Origin of the sequence: Phaeobacter sp. 11ANDIMAR09 (genome assembly GCF_001294455.1) — a bacterium.
Taxonomy (GTDB): Bacteria; Pseudomonadota; Alphaproteobacteria; order Rhodobacterales; family Rhodobacteraceae; genus Pseudophaeobacter.
This window is the reverse complement of the sequence record NZ_LIKT01000028.1, coordinates 40,828-59,260: the sequence shown is the minus strand read 5'-3', so window position 1 is coordinate 59,260 and position 18,433 is coordinate 40,828. Positions and strand designations below refer to the sequence as shown.

The following is an 18,433-nucleotide window of genomic DNA, read 5'->3' as shown; positions in this document are numbered from 1 at the left end:
TCGGGGGGCAGGTCAAAGTTTAGAAAGCTCCGCCGCAAGGAAGGCGCTTTGCGACTGCATACTGAGAATGTTCGTCGTGGCGTCTGCCATGGTCTCAAGGTCATCTGGACCTGGTGGCTTAAACGAGCACTTGGGGCGGCAAAAAAGCGGGACAGGTCCATCCAGGGTCTCGCACTTAGCTTTATCATCGCCACCCTTCGCGCCATTATGCATGGTGAGGCCTGCTGCGTAGAGGGATCTGTTGCGCCAGGCACAACAGGTCAGAGAAATCTTTTAAAGCTCACTGCCAACGCTCCTTGTAGTGTCAGCTACTATGCCGCGTCAAGGCTAGGTTATTTGACGCCCAGGTCATAGCTGTCCCGCCGATCCAGTAGAAACGTGTACTCTTCACGCGTGCGGCGCAACGTTGCGCGGTCCAGCGTGATCACTCGGAACTCTTCTGCGGTCTGGGCAAACTGGGTCGGTGGTGTGTTCTCGTCCTGCCAGGGTGGGCAGAACAGCGAGTTGCCGTAATTCTCGCCGGCCCGGTTCAGCGACAGAAAGAACACCTGATTTTCAAGCGCGCGGGTCACGGCAAAGGGATGCCAGGTATGGAAGCTGGTGTCGCGATAATAGGCGCCACAGTGCAGGATGACATCGACCCCATGATCGATGACGAGCGTGCGGGTGAGTTCAGGAATTCTGATATCATAGCAGATGATCGGTGCCAGCCGGAAGCCTTTGACGTCAAACACGCAGAGACGGCTGCCGCGCTTGAAATACTCCTTTTCCATTGATGCGCCATATTGGGCGAGGTGCAGCTTGTCATAATAGCCAACCAGCTGCCCATCAACTCCGACAACGCCGATGCAGATAAATGGGCCGTTTTCACCTTGGCGGGCAAAGCTGAAGGAGATAAAGACACCAAACTCGATTGCCAGCGTGCGCCAGGCCTGAAAGGAGGCGCCCTGTAGGGGTTCGGCGATCTCATCCAATTCGGCAAAGGTCTCGCGCGCATAATCGATGCTGGACAGCTCGGGCAGGACCACAAGGTCGATCTTTTGGTCGCTTTGCAGGATTTTTGCGCGCACTTTGGCCACCGATTGCGCCAGATGCGCATCGCGTTCAGCGGCTGTTGTCATTGGCGGAATCTCAATTTGACAGGCCAGCAATGTCAGAGTTTCGGCTGCAGTCATGTTTTGTATGTCTTTCCGTTGGTTCGACAGCCCCGGATCTGTGGCCCCCTTTATGGTTGCGCTCCCCGGAGGCCGTAATCGTGATCGATCCTTGCGCCGATATTCTGGCCGCTATGAGCCAAAACGGCCAGTAGCCGTCAATGGTAAATCTGTTGAGCCGGCAATTTTTCCGAACCCGACCGCACCGTCTGGATGAGGCAAGAGGCGTCGTTTGGCGGTTTGTAGGCCAATGGTGTCGAAACCTTGCGCCAGCCTGTCGCAGAAGTGACGTCTTCCCACCAAGGACTGTCGTAACTGTGCCGCCTACAGAGAGGAAACGAACGGGGATTGCCACGGCTTGCTACAGATTGAAACAAAATATTGGATTTTGGATACAAATTGGTTTAGAGAGCTGAGAGCTTCGTATTGGAGGATACCAAAAGCCGATTCTGGTGCGCCCTGTTTCTCACCAAATGAAACCCGGTGCCACTACGTTTGTTCGGCCCGAGTGATCGACGCCTTCGGCCCAATGCCCCCAATGACTGAGCCAAAAATTAGCTCGAGATGTTTGCCCTCTCACAACATGGAGACCATGAGATGAAAACTCTGCTGAAAACCCTTGCGGCCAGCACGCTTGCCCTGCAGCTGGCAGCACCTGCTTTTGCTGACGACATCAAACTGCGCTTTGCCGGCGTGTTCCCGATTGATCATCAGGGCACCAAAATGATGGAGCAGGTCGCAGCTGACGTGAATGCTGCGGGTGTTGGTCTGGAGATGACCGTTTTCCCTGCCAACCAGCTTGGTTCGGGCGAGGCGCTGTTTGAAGATGTTGCGCGTGGCAACATCGATTTTGCTGCGGCCTTCATCTATTCTGACACCGACCCGCGCCTCGACTTCCTCAACATGCCGTTCCTGGTCAGCAACTGGGATCAGATCAACACCGTCATGCTGGACATGGACTCGCCCTACAACCAGATCCTGCAGGGCATCACCGATGAATATGGCGTGCGCGTCATGGCCGCCAACCCCGAAGGTTTTGTCGGCATCGTCGCCAACAAAGAGCCCACCAACTGGAACAACTTTGACGACAAGGGCATGAACATCCGCGTTTGGTCGTCCAACACCGTGAAATCCATGGTTGAGCTTCTGGGCTTCCGCGCCACCACTATGGCTTGGGGCGATATCTTCCCCGCGCTGCAGTCCGGCATTGTTGACGGCGCCATCTGCTGCACCAAGACCGCGACCTACTCGATCTTTGCCCAGTCCGATGTTGGCACCCACTTTGTTGAGTACAACTCGATCCTCGAGCAGACCTTCTATTACGGTTCCGAGCGCGCCCTGGCAAAGCTGAACGACGAACAGCGTAACGTGATCCAGGCTGCGATGGCCAAAGCCTCGGCTGACTTCTTTGCCTACAACCGTGAGCATGACGCCAAGTTCGGTGAGAAGCTGATCGAAAAAGGCTACACCATCCTGCAGCTGACCCCTGAAGAGCAGCAGGCGATGGCCGAGCACGTGCGCGAAAACATCTGGCCTGCAATGGCATCTGATGTTGGCCAGGACACTCTGGACCGCGTCAAAGCCGCCGTTAAATAAGATACCAATCAGGGCTGGCGGTGATACCGTCAGCCCTGATTGACATTTCCGGGCAGCAGTGATCAGACAGCTGACTGATCAAAAGATACCAAAGGCCAGACCTGCGTATCTTGTTCCGCTTTGACAGGCCCGCTGACAAAGTCACTGAACACCCGGAAACGAGGAGGGAAACATGACACGCGTAACGGATGAACTGCCCAGGTTCATCGGAGTTCCGATGAATTGGGCCTTGGTCATAATGAAAGCCATCGTCATTTTTTCCGGCGCCTTGATGGGGGTCACCTTTGGGGCCGTTGTTATCGTGCGATATGGCTTCGGGGGCGATCTCTTTGCCTACGAAGAATGGTTGCTGGCGATCAGTATCGTTGGTTTCTTTGCCGGGGCGGTGCTGGCGTCGGAACGCAGGCTGCACATCAGCGCGGATATCCTGGGGATCATCATCCAGAACCCCCGCGCAATCTGGTGGCGTGGCTTTGTGGTGTTGGCGATCGAGCTGATCGTGACCCTGTTTATCGTTTATGCTTGCTACTTGTCGCTGGCCGATGATTTCTCCTTCCCGCGTTTGCGCTCTACGCCGGCCCTGCGCATTCCCTTTGTCTCCTGGCGCATTGCGATCATGATCGCCTTTGGCTTCATGTCGATGTATTCCGCCGCCTATCTCTACGTCCACATCCGCAAAGGGCTGGGACTGCCTCTTAAATCAGACCAAGCCGAGGGCCTTGCACAGTGATTATTATTGGAAGCCTCGTCATCGTCTGCGCCATGCTGTTGCTGGGTGTCAGCGTCTTTGTCGCCTTTGGATCGGTGCTGATGTTTATCGCCCTGGTAGGGGATCAATCCATCACCGGCTATCTGCCAACTGGTGCGACCGGCATCCGCTCGCTGGTTCTATTGGCGATCCCACTGTTCATGATTGCCGGCGGCGTCATGGAAAAGGGTCGGATTGCGGCGCCGCTGGTATCCCTGGCGGAAATGTTCATTGGCCACCTCAAAGGCGGCCTTGCTGCCGCAGCGGTTCTGGCCTGTGGCGTGTTTGGCTCGATTTCTGGAGCCGCAAACGCGACACTCACCTGTATTGGTGGCATCATGATGCCGCATCTGCGCAAGGCAAATTACCCGGCTGGGCAATCCGCGGCCTTGCTTGTCTCCGCCAGCCCGCTGGGGCTGCTGATCCCGCCAAGTTCCTCGCATATTCTGTATGGCTGGGTGGCGCAGCAGCACGTGCTGAAATGCTTCCTGTCGACAGTGATCCCGGCGATCATCCTGATCACATTGTTGATCATCACCAACCAGTTCATGCTGCGCAAATATGACGATATTCAGCTGACGCAACGCCCCAGGCCATTTCTGCCAACACTAAAAGCACAGGGTCGCGTTGCCGGTCCGGCCCTGATGATGCCAATCATCATCCTGGGCGGCATCTATGGTGGCATCATGACCCCAACCGAGGCCGCAGGCATCGCCGTGGTCTATGCGATCCCGGTTGCAATCTATTTCTACAAGGGCCTGACTTGGAAAACCCTGGCGGAAACCATCAAGAGCTCGGGCATCACCATCGGCGTGGTCATGACCATGATCTTTATGGTGCTGATCGTCTCGGACAATCTGATTGCCCAGGGCGCGCCACAGATTGCCAAGGATCTGGTCTATTCCGTTTCTGACAACCCAATCGTGATCTTGCTGATGATCAATGTCGTGATGATCCTGATTGGGATGCTGATGGACGATATCTCGGGCCTGCTGCTGTCGACACCCATCCTGCTGCCGATTGCGCAAAGCGTTGGCATGGACCCGATCCATTTTGCGGCGGTGATTGGTGTGAACCTCGGCATGGCCAACATCACGCCGCCGACGGCACCACTGCTCTACCTTGGCGCGCAGATCACCGACACCCCAGTGGCCAAGATGCTCTGGCCGACTTTGGTCTTTATCGTCTTTGCTTGGTTGCCAACGCTGATGTTGACCACCTTTGTTCCATCGCTGGCTCTGTGGCTGCCGGAACTGCTTTTGGGCTAAAGGTCGCAGATATCCCCGGTAAGCGCTGGGGAGGGGAATACCCGAAAGAAAACCGGCGTTTATCGCCGGTTTTCATTGTTTTGGGATCTGGAAACGGCTTTGCCGCCGGCACTGGCAGCTCACAGGTATGAGATGATTGAGACAGTCAGAATCATCGACAAACCGGCCAGGACAAAGCCGGAGTACTGAATACCATTTCGGACTTGCAGGGACATAAAAGCTCTCCTTGGTTACGTGCTTCTAACGCAGACCTAACAACCACAAGGTATCCTAAGAAGAGCCTGTCTTTGCAGACCAGCTATGCAGCGCTTGAAGGGCCGGTATCGGGTGGAAGTATTTTCGGCCGTGACACGAAAATAGATATTGGATTTTGGATACAATTTGTGCAATATGCTGACAGACCACTACTTCTGTGCGTGAAATCCACCGGAATCAGCCTGCTGAAGTGACATCGCTTGCCAGGGGTGGCAGCCGCCGCCCCCTTGGTCAGAGCCCAAACAGACGCCAGGCCCTTGTGCTGGCGAAACAGATAGGAACTGTTATGTCTCAGAACGTTTTTTCGGGCACCATGCCTGCCCTGATGACCCCCTGCAAAGCCGACCGCACGCCGGACTACGACGCGCTGGTCAAGAAGGGCAAAGAGATGATCGCGGCCGGCATGTCGGCGGTGGTCTACTGCGGCTCGATGGGAGATTGGCCGCTGCTGAGCGACGAAGAACGTATGAAGGGTGTGGAACGCCTGGTTGACGCGGGTCTGCCGGTTGTTGTTGGCACCGGCGCAATCAACTCAAAATCTGCCGCGGCCCATGCCGCCCATGCGCAAAAAGTCGGCGCTGCTGGGCTGATGGTGATCCCCCGTGTCCTGTCGCGCGGCACCTCGATTGCGGCGCAAAAGAACCACTTCAAGGCCATTCTGGGCGCAGCGCCTGATGTGCCCGCGATCATCTACAACAGCCCGGTCTATGGTTTTGCCACCCGCGCGGAACTGTTCTTTGCCCTCCGCGCCGAGCATAAGAACCTGATTGGGTTCAAGGAATTTGGCGGCAAGGATGATCTGCGCTACGCCGCTGAAAACATCACCAGCCAGGACGATCAGGTGACACTGATGGTTGGTGTCGATACCGAAGTCTACCACGGTTTTGTCAACTGTGGCGCCACCGGGTCGATCACCGGCATTGGCACCGCCCTGCCAAAAGAAGCGTTGCTTCTGGCGGCCCTGGCGCAGAAAGCCGCCGCCGGCCATGCCGAAGCCCGTATGCGCGCGCTTGAGCTGGAAGAGGCCTTTGGCGTGCTGGCCAGCTTTGACGAGGGCACCGACCTGGTTCTCTACTACAAGTACCTGCTGGTGCTGAACGGTGAAGAAGAATACCGCCTGCACTTCAACGAAACCGATGTGCTATCGGATGCGCAACGCAACTATTGCGAACAGCAGTATACCTTGTTCCGGAACTGGTTTGCGGACTGGAGCAAGCAGGGCGGAGTGATCGCTGAATGCATGTGATCGACAGCCATACAGGCGGAATGCCCACACGGGTTATTCTGGATGGCGGTCCTGACCTTGGGTCAGGGCCGCTATCGGCGCGCGCAACAGAGCTGTCGGAAGACCATCAGGAATTTTGCAACGCGATCCTGTTTGAGCCGCGCGGCCAGGCCGGCATGGTTGGTGCCCTTTTGGTCGAGCCTATTGATCCCGACTGCGTGACTGGTGTGATCTATTTTGATGCCGATGCGGTTTTGGGCATGTGTGGTCATGGCACCATTGGTCTGGCGGTCACTCTGGCCCATTTGGGGCGCATCGACATCGGCACCCATAAGTTCGAGACGCCGGCCGGGGTGGTCACTATAGACCTGCACGACAATAACACCGTTTCCGTCACCAATATCGAAAGCCGGGTGGTCCATCCCGACGTCACAGTCGAAGTGAAGGGCCAGGGTACCTTTACCGGCGATATGGCCTATGGCGGCAATTGGTTCTTCATCGCCCGATCGCCGATTGAGGTCTCAGCCGAGCAGATCCCGCCCCTGACAGAACTCGCGGTACAGATCCGCGCTGCCTGCCACCAAGCCGGGCTGGCGGGACCAGATGGCCAGCGGGTGGATCATGTGATCCTGAGCGGCGACAGCCCCTGTGACGCCGTACTGCGCCGCAACTTTGTTCTGTGTCCGGATGATGAATATGACCGCTCTCCCTGTGGAACGGGCAGCTCTGCCTTTGCCGCCTGTCTGGCTGCCAAGGATCAGCTTGCCGCGGGAGAAGAGATCACCCTGGAAAGCGTGATTGGCAGCTCTTACCAGCTGTCCTATCAGCCAGGGTCCGCAGGAGGTGTGATCCCGCGCATCACCGGGCAGGCACATGTGATGGCCGACAGCAGGCTCATCTTTGCCGAGAATGACCCGTTTCGCAGCGGCATCACCCTGTAGACACTCTGTTTGACATGTCACGGGGCAGATCTCTGCCTCGTGTCCTGGCTCCAATCAAAAGGCAAACCCCATGTCGCAAGATATCATTGTTCTCGGTGCAGGCGTTGTCGGGATCAGCATCGCTGTCGAACTGGTTCGGCAGGGTCACAGGGTCAAGGTTCTGGACCGCAAAGGTATCGCGGCTGAGGCCTCGCAGGGGAATGCCGGAGCCTTTGCCTTTACTGATGTGATGCCGCTGGCGGCGCCGGGCATCATGCGCAAGGCGCCAAAATGGCTGTTGGATCCCTTGGGGCCTCTTTCGGTTCCGCCGCGCTATGCGCTGAAGATTGCGCCCTGGATGTTGCGGTTTTGGCGGGCCAGCTGGCAGGATCGCCATGATGCGTCGATAGTTGCGCAAAGCGCCCTAATGAACCTGTCCAAGGCCGCGCTGGAACGTCAAATCGTCAGCACCAAAGGCGAGGCTCTGATCCAGAGAAACGGTCAGATGCAGCTCTTTGAGGGCGAAAAGCAATTTCGCGACAGCCATCCCGGCTGGGAAATCCGGCGGCGGCACGGGATCACCTTCGAGTTTTTCGAAACCCCCGAGGCCATTGCCGAAGTTCAGCCCGGACTGGACCGCCGCTTTACCCATGCAGGCTATACGCCGGACTGGATTAACACCTCGGACCCAAAGGCCTGGGTCGACCATCTGGCCCAGGTATTGGCCCGGGCCGGCGGAGAGGTGATCCAGGATGAGGTGCAGCGTTTGACGGCGACGGAATCAGGTGTTGCACTGAGCTGTCGTGCCGGGGACATCTTCGCGGATAAGGTTGTTTTGGCTGCGGGCGCCTGGTCCCATAAGCTGGCCAAAACACTGGGCGACTCCATCCCGCTGGAGACTGAGCGGGGCTATAACACCACCCTACCGGCTGGGTCCTTTGATCTGCGGACCCATCTGACCTTTGGCAACCACGGTTTTGTGGTTAGCCGCATCAATGGCGGTGTGCGCGTCGGCGGTGCGGTAGAGCTGGGCGGATTGAATTTGCCACCCAATTACAAGCGTGCCGATGTGCTGCTGGAAAAGGCGGCGCGTTTCCTGCCAGGGCTTCAGACCAGCGGTGGCAGCCAATGGATGGGCTTTCGTCCATCGCTGCCAGACACGCTGCCGATTATTGGCCACGCTAAAGCCTCCAGACATGTTGTCTATGCCTTTGGCCATGGCCATCTGGGGCTGACCCAGTCCTCTGCAACAGCCGAACTGGTGCGCGATCTTGTGGCCGATCGCAAGACCGCTATCCCGCTGACCCCCTATCGCGCAGATCGCTTTTAACAGAGAAAGAGGTGCCAGAGGCACCTCTTTCTTTGCAAATTGCTTCTTCAGCACATCGCCTGCAGGTCCTCATATAGCGCCTGCGGAATTTCCACATAGCCGCGCGCCAGGTTGCGCGCCCGGGCCGCAAAGCGGCGCTGCGATGGCAGCCGGGCACCCTGATCGACAATATCCGCAAACAGTCGCTCGGCGCGGGCGTCATTCTCAGCGACCCTGCCGCCACTGAAATGGGCCGGATCAAAGGCCAGTAGGATTTCCCCATGATAGGGGGCTCCGCCGGTGCCCGCAGCAAACTCCATACTCTCAAGGCTGGTGAGATCATCAATCAGTGGCCCTGCCAGCAGTTCGATCATGATCGACAGTGCCGATCCTTTGTAACCGCCAAAGGTCAGCATGGCGCCATCCAGGGCGGCCTGGGGATCCGTCGTGGGGTTCCCTGCCTTATCGATGGCAACCCCTTCGGGCAGCGGCTTGCCTGCACGTTTGTAGAGTTCGATCTCACCTCTTGCAAAACCACTGGTGGCAAAGTCAAAAGTAAAGGGATCCCTACTACGGCGGGGCCAAGAAAAGGCCAGAGGGTTGGTGCCAAGCGATCCTCGCTTTCCGCCCGCAGGAGCGACCCAGGAATGGCTGGGGACCATGGCCATTGCAGCCAACCCCTGGGACGAGAGCGCTTCAACCTCAGGCCAAAGCGCCGAGAAATGAAAACAGTTGTTCACCGCTAGGGCGGCAATACCGTTTTTGCGGGTCTTTTCAATCAAAGAGGGCAGGGCCTGTTCGAAAGCCAAGAGCGACATTCCACCTCGGGCATCTGCCCTTACAATGGCATTGTCTCCGGTCTCGATCACAGGGGCAACATGGCCGTCAATCTTGCCCGCCTGCATCGTTTGAGCACACATAAGCAGGCGAAACAGCCCATGCGACTGACAGTCATCCAGCTGGCAAGTATAGAGCATCGCCGCGATGGACTGCGCATGCGCCGAACCATAACCAGCACGATCCAGTACCGACAGGCTCAGGCTCTTGATTTCCTGCAACGCAAGTTGTTTCATTTTTACCATGCAAACTGCCCTTATCTGAATTTCAGGATATTGGATACAATACACTTGCATCAAGTTTCAATCCGAACGAAGCGTTTATCTGGCAACGGAGTTGATGTATCCCCGTGATGCTGCGTAGATTTGATCCAAAATACAAATGAGGGAGTTACGATGGCAGGCGCGCGCGTGGTCAAGAAACAGAGCCTACCTGAAATGATTGCTAGTGATCTGAGGGAACGCATCCTGAGTGGAGAGCTGGCAGAGGGCGAGGCGATCCGCCAAGAGCTTTTGGCTGAGGAATACGATGTGTCGCGTATGCCAGTGCGCGAGGCGCTGAAACGTCTCAATGCCGAAGGCCTGGTCCTGTGGGAAAACAACCGTGGCGGCTCCGTGGTGAAGCACTCGCTGCCCGAGATCGGCGAAATCTTTGACCTGCGCCTGCTGATCGAGCTTGATCTGTTTCGCCGATCCATACCTCAGATGGGCGAGGCCGACTTTGCGACCTGTGAACGGATTTTGACCGAGATGGAAAATTCCGATGACATCAGCCAGTGGGGCAAGCTCAATTATAGCTATCACATGGCGCTCTATGCGGCAGCGGACCGGCGGATGTCGAATGAATTTCTGGAGCGGCTGAGCCTGCATTCAGACCGCTATGTCCGTATCCATCTCAGCGTGATGAAGCAGCGAGAACCCGCCAAGGAAGAGCACCGCCAGTTGTTGGCCCTTGCCCGCAACGGCGAGGTTGCGGCGGGAACGGCACTGCTGGAACAGCATATCCTGCGCACCAAGACCGAGCTTTTGGAAATGATCGCTGCGCAACGCAAAACACCATCGCGCTAAGACGGACAAGCGGCCTCAGTGCCGTAACACAGCGACCTCGGCCCGGTACGATCAAAGAGAGATCATTGGCGTGTCCCGTTGCGCAGGACGCTGCGCAACGGGATCTTGTTTATACCGACTGCTCTGGAACCAGCTGATCCGCAAGGTTCTGATAGCAGACCGGACGCAGGAAGCGGCGGATCGACAGAGTACCAACCGAGGTGGCGCCAAAGTTTGTAGAGGCCGGGTAGGGGCCGCCATGCACCATGGTGTCGCTGACCTCAACGCCCGTTGGGAAACCATTGGCCAGGATACGGCCAGCCTTGCGCTCCAGCACCGGCATCAGCCTTTTTGCGGCCTCCATATCGCTGTCGTCCATGTGTAGCGTGCAGGTCAGCTGCCCCTGCAAACCCAGGGCGATGTCGCGCATTTCCGCGTCATCTTCGGCAACCACGATGAGACCAAGCGGGCCAAAGACCTCCTCGGCTAGGGCTTCGTTTGCCAGCCAGTTCTTAGCAGTGGTCTGATAGAGGTAGGGCGTCGCATCGCGCAAATCGCAGGTTGTTGTCAGCAGTTCCTGCACACCACCGGTATTGACGATACGCTTCTGCCCGTCGCGATAGGCTGCGGCGATCCCATCGGTCAGCATGGTCTGGGCAGACATCTCGCCCAAGGCCTTCTGCGCCGCCGTTGCAAAGGCCTCTGCCGCGCCACCGGCCCGCACAATCGCGATTCCGGGGTTGGTGCAGAACTGACCGGCCCCCATGCAGAGCGACCCGGCCCAGCCTTCGCCAATTTCCGTCCCGCGTTTTGTCAGCGCGCCTTCCAGAATGAACATCGGATTGACCGAGCCCAGTTCACCAAAGAAGGGGATTGGCTCGGGGCGCGCCGCGCAAAGATCAAACAGCGCACGACCACCTGCCAATGAGCCGGTAAAGCCCACGGCCTTGATCAGCGGGTGCTGGACCAGAGCCGAGCCCACCTTGCGGTCCCCCCCCTGAATAAGGCTGAACACGCCGGGGTTCATGCCGCATTTTACAATGGCTGCATGAATGGCTTCGGCAATGATTTCACCGGTGCCGGGGTGGGCGGAGTGACCTTTAACCACAACCGGGCAGCCTGCCGCCAGCGCCGCTGCGGTGTCACCGCCGGCGGTCGAGAAGGCCAGGGGAAAGTTGGACGCACCAAAGACCGCGACCGGACCGATGGGGCGCTGGACCATCTTCAAATCAGGACGTGGCAGTGGTTGGCGCTCGGGCAGCGCTTCGTCATGGCGACAATCGAGGTACTCCCCCTCCTCGATATGATTGGCAAACATACGCAGCTGACCTGTGGTGCGGCCACGCTCGCCCTGCAGGCGGGCTTCGGGCAGACCGGTTTCCTGGGTGCCGATCTCGGTGATGGAATCGCCACGGGCCTCGATTTCATCGGCAATGGCGTTCAGAAACTTGGCGCGGGTTTCACGAGAGGAATAGCCAAAATCCCAAAAGGCCTGCTCAGCCGCCTGCACGGCTGCCTCGACATCTTGGATACGCCCAATGGCATAGTTATGGCTGGGTCCATGCGCCGGGCTGGAGGCAAAGGTCGCCTCGGCTGACACCCAGTTACCTGCAATCAGGTGTTTCCCGTGGGGAGAGAAGGTCATGTCTGTCTCGCTTTTGGATCGGAGTTTGTGGATATTGTATCCAATATTTTCAACCAAGGAAAGCCTTAATCCGCAACAATGTAGGGGATAGGCAGGTGCAGGTAGCGCGCTCCCTTGTGAGCGATACATGAACTGCGACTCTTGTTGGCCTGGTGTTGTCACCTTAACAGCGTGACCAAGGAAAAATCCCGATGCTCGTATTTCAAGCTGCCCGTGTGACGGCATTCCAAGCGTCGAAAGCCTCGAGACGGTGGTATCGAATTGTTAAGGCAGAGCGACGGCGGGCTGGAACGGAGAAGCAATTTCGGATGGCAGAGTGAATTGATACGAACCGCTGTAGGTTTCCTGGCGAGCGATATCCCTGCATCGCCCTTTCCCGCTTTCGAAATGCCAAGTGGCTGTTCTCGGCCCGGTTGTTGAGGCCTTTGTGCGACCGATGCTCAACGCCCGGCGCGATCTCACGTTTGGCTGCACCATAAGACCTCAGCTTGTCCGTGATGATACGTTTTGGCGCGCGCTCCTGCTTTTTCATCAACCTGTGAAACAGGCGTTTCGCTGCTTTCTTATCGCGCTTTCGTTGAAGAATTTCATCCAAAACAACGCCGTTCTGATCAACGGCCCGCCACAGCCAAAATCTCCTGCCTTTGATCTTCACGACGACTTCGTCCAGATGCCAAATGTCGCCGGGCACTGGCTGTCGCTGACGCAATTTGCGCGCAATGGATGGGCCAAATTTCGCAACCCATCTGCGGATGGTCTCGTACGAAACATCAATCCCACGTTCCAGAAACATCTCTTCAACCTCGCGAAGGCTGAGGTTGAAACGACAATATAGCCAAACAGCGTGAGTGATAATCGCTGGTGGAAAACGATGACGCTTGTAGCTGATTGATTGTGTGCTCATCCGAGATGCCTACGAGCAAATGTCGACGTCGGCAACGAGGACAGCTTTATGTGACAACACCCCCTTCAGGGATGTCAGCGATCACCACTGTTTTCCAACGCCTGGCGCCAGGGGATCACGTGATCCTGCCTGCCGCCGTTTATTCCGGCCTGCGAGATTGGGCGAACCAGCATGGTCGCCTCTGGGGGCTGACCTTCAGCTTCCTTCCCGACTTTGACGCGTCGGCGGTTGCTGCCGCCATTTTACCGGGCAAGACCAAGCTCATCTGGGTGGAAACCCCGAGCAACCCGACCTGGATCGTATCTGACATTGAGGCCATTGCCGAGGTTGCACATGCGGCGGGGTGTTTGGTGGCAATCGACAGCACGGTCTCCACCCCAATCCTGACACAGCCCATCGCCCATGGGGCGGACATCGTGATCCATTCTTGCAGTAAGTATCTGAATGGGCATGGGGATCTGATTGCAGGAGCGGCGATTGTTGCACCTGGAAAAGAGCATGTTCTCAAGGAAATGGCGGCACTTCGGAATGCCTATGGGGGCGTTGTCGGCAGCTTTGAGGCCTGGCTCTTGCTACGCGGGATGCGAACCTTGGCTCTGCGGGTCAAAACCAGTTCGGCCAATGCGCTGAAGATGGCCCAGTTTCTGCAGGCGCACCCCGCCGTTGAAAAGGTTCTCTACCCCGGTTTGCCGAGTCATCCACAGCATCAGATTGCATGTCGTCAGATGAACGGTGGCTTTGGTGGAATGCTCTCATTTCGTCTGAAAGGGGGGGAGAATGCGGCCAAATCGATTGCTGCACAAGTCCGGGTCATCCGGCAGGCCATTTCGTTTGGCAGTACTGAAACCGTGATCGAACACCGGGCCGGTATGGAGAGCGCAGATTCACCAACCCCGCGTGATTTGCTCCGTCTTTCTGTTGGTATCGAAAATATTGATGAGCTCATTGCAGATTTGGAACAAGCCCTGAATTCCGTCATCGGCTGATCGGCAAGGAAACTTCACCATGACAATCAAAAACCGCCTCGAAGAGCTTGGCCTTGTTCTGCCGCCGCCACCTGAACCCGCAGCACATTATCGCCCATGGGTTCGGGATGGTGATATCATCTATCTGGCCGGACAGACCCCCAAAAAGGGCACAGAGCTGCAATACATTGGCCAGGTCGGGGCGGAACTGGACCTGAATGCCGGACGGGCTGCGGCAGGGCTTTGTGCTCTGCGGCTGCTCTCTGCCCTTCAGGAGGCTGTGGGAGATCTAAACAAGGTCACACAGATCTCCAAGCTGACCGTTTTCGTGAACGCCGCACAGGGGTTTGCCGACCACCCCAAGGTCGCAAACGGGGCCTCTGATCTGATTTCCGCGGTGATGGGGGATGTCGGTCTTCACGCACGATCAGCTGTCGGAGTGTCCTCTTTGCCGGGCAATGCCGCGGTTGAGGTCGAAATGATCGCGCGCTGTCAATGACGGCGCTGAGTGCAATAGAGAGGCTCGCACCTTGGGCGGGCCGACTAAGCACAGGGCTACCAAGAGCTTCTGACATGAAACCTAACAGAAATATCAAACGCCTGGATCGCCGGTCCACAGGTTGCGACTGCGTCGTGCCGGAATGCTGATTGGTCCCCCATTGGGACGCGTCGCATACGGACATTCAATCAGCAGGACTAACCAAATGAACGCAACTTCAGGGGCGCAGCCCCTTCGCATTGCCATTGATATCGGTGGAACCTTTACCGACACGGTTTTGCTTGAAGGTGAGGACAGAATCCTTGCCTCAACCAAAACACTAACAACCCATGCAAACCCCGCCGATGGCGCCATGGAGGGGGCAAGGCGGGTGACTGAGACCGCCGCGCGCAAACTGTCAGACGTGACGGGATTTATCCATGGAACGACACTGGCAACAAATGCCTTGATCGAGCGGCGCGGCGCTGAGGTTGCAACCATCTGCACCGAAGGTTTTCGCGATATTCTTGATATCGGTTACGAGCGTCGGTATTCGCAGTATGATATCAATCTTGAAAAGCCCGATCTGCTGGTGCCGCGCGAACGGTCTTTTGTCATCAGCGAGCGTATGTCCGCCGAGGGGGAGGTTCTCATCCCAATGGAGGATGGGGCGATTGATGCTCTGCTTGCGCAGATTGATCGTAGCGGTGTGGACGCCATCGCCATTTGCCTGATGCATGCCTACGCCAATCCGGCACATGAAATCAGGCTCCGCGACCTGCTTGCTGAACGCCGCCCCGGTCTGACGGTCTCGATTTCATCCGAGGTCAGCCCCGAGGCACGCGAGTTCGACCGTCTTTGCACCACAGTTGCCAATGCCTATATCCAGCCGCTGATGGAAAGCTATCTTGCCCGGTTCGTGGCTCAGTTCGAAGCTGAAGGCGTCACCTGTCCGATCCTGATGATGACCGCAGGCGGGGGAATGTGCACGGTCCAGACTGCTTCTCGTTTTCCAATCCGGCTGGTTGAAAGCGGCCCGGCGGGTGGGGCTATTCTGGCGGCCCGCGTTGCTGCCCATGCGGGCCTAGATGAGGTTTTGTCATTTGATGTCGGTGGCACCACGGCCAAACTCTGCCTGATCGACAATGCTCGCCCACAAACTTCGCGCGCGTTCGAAATCGCCCGTGCCGCCCGGTTCATCAAGGGATCTGGCATGCCGGTTCGTATTCCGGTGATTGAAATGATCGAAATCGGCGCAGGCGGAGGATCCATCGCGGGTGTGGACCGGCTGGGCCGCTTGACGGTTGGCCCCAGATCAGCGGGTTCTGAACCGGGACCGGTGGCCTTTAAACGTGGCGGCACCGAACCCACGGTCACTGATAGCGACATAACCCTAGGGTACATCGTGCCAGATACCTTTGCCGAAGGTCACATTGAGCTGGACCCTGAGGGTTCCAAAGAGGCACTGACCCGTGTGATTGGCTCACGACTGAATTTGGACGCTGTAGCCACTGCTGACGGGGTAAGCCGCATCGTGGATGAGAGCATGGCATCCGCGGGCAGGATGCATGCTGTGGAATCTGGCAAGGATCTGGGGCCACGCACCATGATTGCCTTTGGCGGCAACGGCCCGTTGCATGCCACGCGTGTAGCGCGTTCAGCCGGGGTGTCACGCATTGTAATTCCGCCCAACCCGGGGGTGGGGTCGGCTGTTGGATTTCTCTTTGCGCCCGTGTCGTTCGAAATTGTCAGGTCGCGCTATGCGCTGTTGGGCAGTATGGATTTGGACGACATCAACCAGCTGTTCGAGAACATGGTTGCCGAGGCCAAGGGAGTTGTTTCGCAGGAGGCGGGCAACGCCGAGGTCGAGGTGCTACGCACTGCCTTCATGCGCTACAACGGACAAGGCCATGAAATTGAAATCGCATTGCCGGATCGCTTGCTGTCTTCGGCTGATGTGGCACCTTTGACCACGGCATTCGAGGATGAATACCGCAAGCAGTTCTCGCGCCCGGTTCCGGGCATGAAGATCGAGATCCTGAACTGGTCAGTCCGGGTTGCCACGAAAGATGGTCGAATCCCGCCTGCGCCTCAGGCTCCTGATAATAAGGCCTTTGTCGCCTACGAAACCCGCCCAATCACCTGTGACGTCGACGGCACCACCAAAGAAGCCGCTTTTGTTGCGCGTGCGGATCTTAGCCCCGGTGATATCGTTCCAGGACCGGCATTGATCCATGAACCCCAGACCACAACGCTTGTCTCAGTTGATTTCACTGCCGAGGTGGATGCCATCGGAAATCTTGTCCTGATCCAAACTCAGAAAGGAGGCGCACTATGAGTGTTGATCTCTCTCAGGCCAAAGCATCTCCCCTTTCTGCGGCGCGCTTGCAAGTCATGTGGAACCGCCTGCTGTCGGTCGTCGAAGAGCAGGGGCAAACCCTGATCCGCGCGGCCTTTTCGCCGATCGTGCGCGAATGTGGTGACATTTCCGCCGGGATTTTTGATGTCGATGGTCGCATGCTGGCCCAGGCAGTGACCGGCACGCCGGGCCATATCAACACCATGGCCGAAGCGGTTTTGCATCTGCGGGGGCGCTTTGCCCTGGAAGACATGAAGCCCGGCGATATCTACATGACGAATGATCCTTGGCTTGCCTCGGGGCATCTGAACGATTTTTTACTGATGATGCCAGCCTTCAAGGAGGGCAGGGTGGTGGGCTTTACTTCCTGCACCTCGCATTTGGTCGATCTGGGTGGATTAGGCATGGGGCCAGAAGGCTCTGACATCTATGATGAGGGCCTGCTGATCCCGCCTTGCAAGCTGGTCGAGGCAGGTACGCCCAATGCACTGTTGATGGATATCGTGCGCGCCAACTCGCGTGAGCCCGTTGCCAACGAAGGTGATATCTATGCGCTGATTGCCTGTTGTGAAGCGGGGGTGAACCGACTGGTCGCAATGATGGAGGAATTCGGCACAGATGATCTTTATGCCCTTGGGGACTACATCATCGAGATCTCGCGGAAAGGGGCGATTGAGGCAATCTCAGAGGTGCCGACCGGCGTCTATAAAAACATGCTAAAGATGGATGGCTATGAGAATGAGCTGGAGTTGCACGCAACACTGACCGTGACCAAAAACAGTATGCATGTGGATTTCACCGGGACCTCAGGCCTTTCCAAAAAGGGCATCAATGTGCCGCTGAACTATGCTACGGCTTACACAGTTTTTGCGCTGCGCTGCCTGGTCGGTCCGGACATTCCCAACAATGCGGGGTCTCTGGCGCCATTCACCGTCGAAGGGCCCAAGAACTGCATCCTAAATGCCCAGCACCCAGCGCCCGTTGCAATGCGGCACACCCTGGGTCAAGTCACGCCCGATCTGGTCCTTGGCTGTCTGCATCAGGCTCTACCTGACAGAGTTCCGGCTGAAGGCGCAAGCTGCATGTTTGACCTGCCGATGCGCCATGCCCCAGAGGTTGCCGCAAATGGCGGACGCGAATTTGCGATTGAGCCTGTTCACAACGGTGGGACTGGGGCGCGACCTCATGCGGATGGATTGTCGGCCACAGCCTATCCGTCTGGCGTGTTTGGATCACAGGTTGAAATCACCGAAAGTGTCGCCCCGGTGGTGATGTGGCGGCGTGAGCTGTTACCGGACTCCGGCGGCCCGGGCAAATTCCGCGGCGGTCTTGGACAGCGGATTGAGATGACATCGTCAAATGACGCTCCCTTCATTGTGTTTCTGTCGGTTGAGCGGCTCAAATTTCCGGCCCTTGGACGCATGGGCGGACATCCCGGCGCTCCGGGGCGTATCCGCTTTCGAGAAGGTGACATGGATATTCCCGGCAAGGGAGAGCTGCGGGTGGCGCCAGGTGACTACCTGATCTTTGACACTCCCGGCGGTGGCGGCTTTGGCGCACCGTCCGAACGTGCGTCCGAGGCGCTGGCGCTGGATCTCAAACGTGGTCTGGTGAGCGAGGTTGGTGCTGCAGCTTATGGACCTGTTGCTGGCAAAGACTAACTGAGGTTCCGGCCAGCCCCCGCACGTGGCCGGAACTGCCCCATAACCCAGTTCACAACGCAC

At 57.4% G+C, this 18,433-nt stretch carries 15 protein-coding genes; 11 read left to right on the top strand and 4 right to left on the bottom strand.

The window, feature by feature from the left end:
* Positions 1–332: 332 nt before the first annotated feature.
* The gene (locus AN476_RS19020; RefSeq protein WP_054463361.1) at positions 333–1,175 is read right to left on the bottom strand and encodes a carbon-nitrogen hydrolase family protein; all 843 of its coding nucleotides are present in this window, start codon (positions 1,173–1,175) and stop codon (positions 333–335) included.
* 576 nt (positions 1,176–1,751) lie between these two features.
* On the opposite strand from AN476_RS19020, the gene dctP reads away from it, so the two are divergent.
* The 6 genes from dctP (at position 1,752) to AN476_RS18990 (ending at position 8,496) form a co-directional block, all read left to right on the top strand.
* Positions 1,752–2,750 carry a TRAP transporter substrate-binding protein DctP gene (dctP, locus tag AN476_RS19015; protein WP_054463360.1) on the top strand — a complete coding sequence of 333 codons (999 nt, stop codon included), beginning with the start codon at positions 1,752–1,754 and terminating at the stop codon, positions 2,748–2,750.
* A gap of 172 nt (positions 2,751–2,922) precedes the next feature.
* Positions 2,923–3,480, top strand: a complete 558-nt coding sequence (locus tag AN476_RS19010) for a TRAP transporter small permease (RefSeq protein ID WP_054463359.1) — start codon at positions 2,923–2,925, stop codon at positions 3,478–3,480.
* Positions 3,477–4,766, top strand: coding sequence for a TRAP transporter large permease (locus AN476_RS19005; protein WP_054463358.1), 1,290 nt, complete (start codon positions 3,477–3,479; stop codon positions 4,764–4,766). Before AN476_RS19010 ends, AN476_RS19005 begins: the two co-directional genes overlap by 4 nt.
* A gap of 541 nt (positions 4,767–5,307) precedes the next feature.
* Positions 5,308–6,267 carry a dihydrodipicolinate synthase family protein gene (locus AN476_RS19000; protein ID WP_054463357.1) on the top strand — a complete coding sequence of 320 codons (960 nt, stop codon included), beginning with the start codon at positions 5,308–5,310 and terminating at the stop codon, positions 6,265–6,267.
* A complete protein-coding gene (locus AN476_RS18995; RefSeq protein WP_054463356.1) occupies positions 6,258–7,187 on the top strand; it encodes a proline racemase family protein in 930 nt (309 codons plus the stop codon). Before AN476_RS19000 ends, AN476_RS18995 begins: the two co-directional genes overlap by 10 nt.
* A gap of 70 nt (positions 7,188–7,257) precedes the next feature.
* A complete protein-coding gene (locus AN476_RS18990) occupies positions 7,258–8,496 on the top strand; it encodes an FAD-binding oxidoreductase (protein ID WP_054463355.1) in 1,239 nt (412 codons plus the stop codon).
* Between the two features lie 47 nt (positions 8,497–8,543).
* Here AN476_RS18990 and AN476_RS18985 read toward each other — a convergent pair whose 3' ends face one another.
* On the bottom strand, positions 8,544–9,557 hold the full coding sequence (locus tag AN476_RS18985; RefSeq protein WP_054463354.1) for an Ldh family oxidoreductase: 1,014 nt from the start codon (positions 9,555–9,557) through the stop codon (positions 8,544–8,546).
* 150 nt (positions 9,558–9,707) lie between these two features.
* Here AN476_RS18985 and AN476_RS18980 point away from each other — a divergent pair, with 150 nt between their 5' ends.
* Positions 9,708–10,379 (top strand): GntR family transcriptional regulator, encoded by a 672-nt coding sequence (locus tag AN476_RS18980; RefSeq protein ID WP_054463353.1) that lies wholly within the window; start codon positions 9,708–9,710, stop codon positions 10,377–10,379.
* A 109-nt stretch (positions 10,380–10,488) separates the two neighbouring features.
* On the opposite strand, the gene AN476_RS18975 is transcribed toward AN476_RS18980, so the two are convergent.
* Together AN476_RS18975 and AN476_RS22580 are read right to left on the bottom strand one after the other, a co-directional pair.
* On the bottom strand, positions 10,489–12,003 hold the full coding sequence (locus tag AN476_RS18975; protein WP_054463352.1) for an aldehyde dehydrogenase (NADP(+)): 1,515 nt from the start codon (positions 12,001–12,003) through the stop codon (positions 10,489–10,491).
* Positions 12,004–12,205: 202 nt separating this feature from the next.
* Positions 12,206–12,907, bottom strand: coding sequence for an IS6 family transposase (locus AN476_RS22580; protein WP_083464404.1), 702 nt, complete (start codon positions 12,905–12,907; stop codon positions 12,206–12,208).
* Positions 12,908–12,957: 50 nt separating this feature from the next.
* On the opposite strand from AN476_RS22580, the gene AN476_RS18965 reads away from it, so the two are divergent.
* The 4 genes from AN476_RS18965 to AN476_RS18950 all read left to right on the top strand — a co-directional run bounded on the left by AN476_RS18965 (position 12,958) and on the right by AN476_RS18950 (position 18,370).
* Positions 12,958–13,893 (top strand): PLP-dependent aspartate aminotransferase family protein, encoded by a 936-nt coding sequence (locus AN476_RS18965; RefSeq protein ID WP_172684859.1) that lies wholly within the window; start codon positions 12,958–12,960, stop codon positions 13,891–13,893.
* Positions 13,894–13,912: 19 nt separating this feature from the next.
* Positions 13,913–14,371: a RidA family protein gene (locus tag AN476_RS18960; protein WP_054463349.1), complete on the top strand. Its 459-nt coding sequence runs from the start codon at positions 13,913–13,915 to the stop codon at positions 14,369–14,371.
* Between the two features lie 205 nt (positions 14,372–14,576).
* Positions 14,577–16,688 (top strand): hydantoinase/oxoprolinase family protein, encoded by a 2,112-nt coding sequence (locus tag AN476_RS18955; protein ID WP_054463348.1) that lies wholly within the window; start codon positions 14,577–14,579, stop codon positions 16,686–16,688.
* Positions 16,685–18,370 carry a hydantoinase B/oxoprolinase family protein gene (locus tag AN476_RS18950; RefSeq protein ID WP_054463347.1) on the top strand — a complete coding sequence of 562 codons (1,686 nt, stop codon included), beginning with the start codon at positions 16,685–16,687 and terminating at the stop codon, positions 18,368–18,370. The genes AN476_RS18955 and AN476_RS18950 overlap by 4 nt, the downstream gene beginning before the upstream one ends.
* The last annotated feature ends 63 nt before the right edge of the window (positions 18,371–18,433 follow it).